The organism is Dietzia sp. CQ4 (genome assembly GCF_014145125.1).
Lineage (GTDB): Bacteria > Actinomycetota > Actinomycetes > Mycobacteriales > Mycobacteriaceae > Dietzia > Dietzia natronolimnaea.
This window is the reverse complement of record NZ_JAALDZ010000101.1, coordinates 1-1,228: the sequence shown is the minus strand read 5'-3', so window position 1 is coordinate 1,228 and position 1,228 is coordinate 1. Positions and strand designations below refer to the sequence as shown.

General features: G+C 69.4%; 3 protein-coding genes. All 3 read left to right on the top strand.

Annotated elements, in window-relative coordinates:
- A partial coding sequence (locus G6031_RS06715) for a cell division protein SepF (protein ID WP_182652834.1) occupies nt 1-393 on the top strand: 393 nt, incomplete at its 5' end.
- A gap of 71 nt (nt 394-464) precedes the next feature.
- On the top strand, nt 465-764 hold the full coding sequence (locus tag G6031_RS06710) for a YggT family protein (RefSeq protein WP_179525073.1): 300 nt from the start codon (nt 465-467) through the stop codon (nt 762-764).
- Nucleotides 765-919: 155 nt separating this feature from the next.
- Nucleotides 920-1,228 (top strand): DivIVA domain-containing protein (locus G6031_RS06705; RefSeq protein WP_182652833.1); only part of this gene is annotated, 309 nt, incomplete at its 3' end.

Below are 1,228 nucleotides of genomic sequence, written 5' to 3'. Positions count from 1 at the left end.
CGCTACCACGCCGCCGAGGCCGGCGCCCGGGCCTCCCTGCGCGGCGTGCCCGTCACCCGTGGCGCCGTCGCGCTGGCGCCCGAGGAGGACTTCGTCGAGGACGGTCTGGTGACCCTGCCCGAGACCGTGGTGGAGCGTCCGCGGGGATTCGGAGACGGCAAGAGCCTCGGCGAACACTTCCGCGCCGGACGCGCCGTGGTGCTCGATCTGTCCACCATGGCCTCCGGCGACGCCCGCCGGATGGTCGACTTCGCCGCCGGCCTGGTCTTCGGACTCGACGGCCGCATGGAGAAGGTCACCGACCGCGAGCGCACCTTCCTCCTGCAGCCCGCCGGGATGGACCTCACCGAGGCCGAGGTCCGCGACGCCGTCAACGGCGCGTTCCGTCGCTGACCCCCGGGTGCCCACCCCGCCTGACCGGGTGCCGGCGGCGCGGCGCCGGCCACTGCCAGTAGGGTTATGTCGTGCGTGAAATCCTGCTGGTCCTTTACATCATCACCCAGGTCTTCTGGTATCTGCTGCTCGCCAGGATCGTCGTGGAGATGATCGCCTCCTTCTCCCGCGGCTGGAATCCCCGTGGCTTCCTGGCGGTGATCCTCGAGTGGCTGTTCACCATCACCGACCCGCCGGTCAAGGCGCTGCGCAAGGTCATCAAGCCCGTGCGGCTCGGCCAGGTCTCGCTGGACCTGTCGGTCCTCGTCCTCTTCGTGATCATCATCGTGATCCAGCTGATCCTGCGGATCCTCATGACCAGCGTCGCGTGAGCCGGGCTGCCGGCCGCGGGTGACGCCCGCGGCGGGCCGCAGGTGACGCGCGGGCCGAATGTGACTAGATTGGCACGCGTTAAGGTAGTAATGAAGTCGTGGGTCCGGTTCGAGAACGCCGGGCCGGCACCCGAGACGACCACGAGGGGTATCCCATGCGCTTGACTCCAGCCGATGTGCACAACGTCGCGTTCTCAAAGCCGCCGATCGGTAAGCGGGGCTACAACGAGGACGAGGTCGACCAGTTTCTCGACCTGGTCGAGGAGGAGCTCGGAAAGCTCGTGGAGGACAACGACGACCTCCGTCAGCGTGTCGAGGAGCTGAACAAGGACCTCGAGAAGGCCCGCAAGGCGGCGGAGAAGTCCGACAAGGCGCCCGGTGACTCCGCGAGCGGTTCGGGTGCCGGCCGCGTCGAGGAGCCCCAGGCCGCCACGCCGGCCGCCGCGCCCCCCGCGCCGACGCCG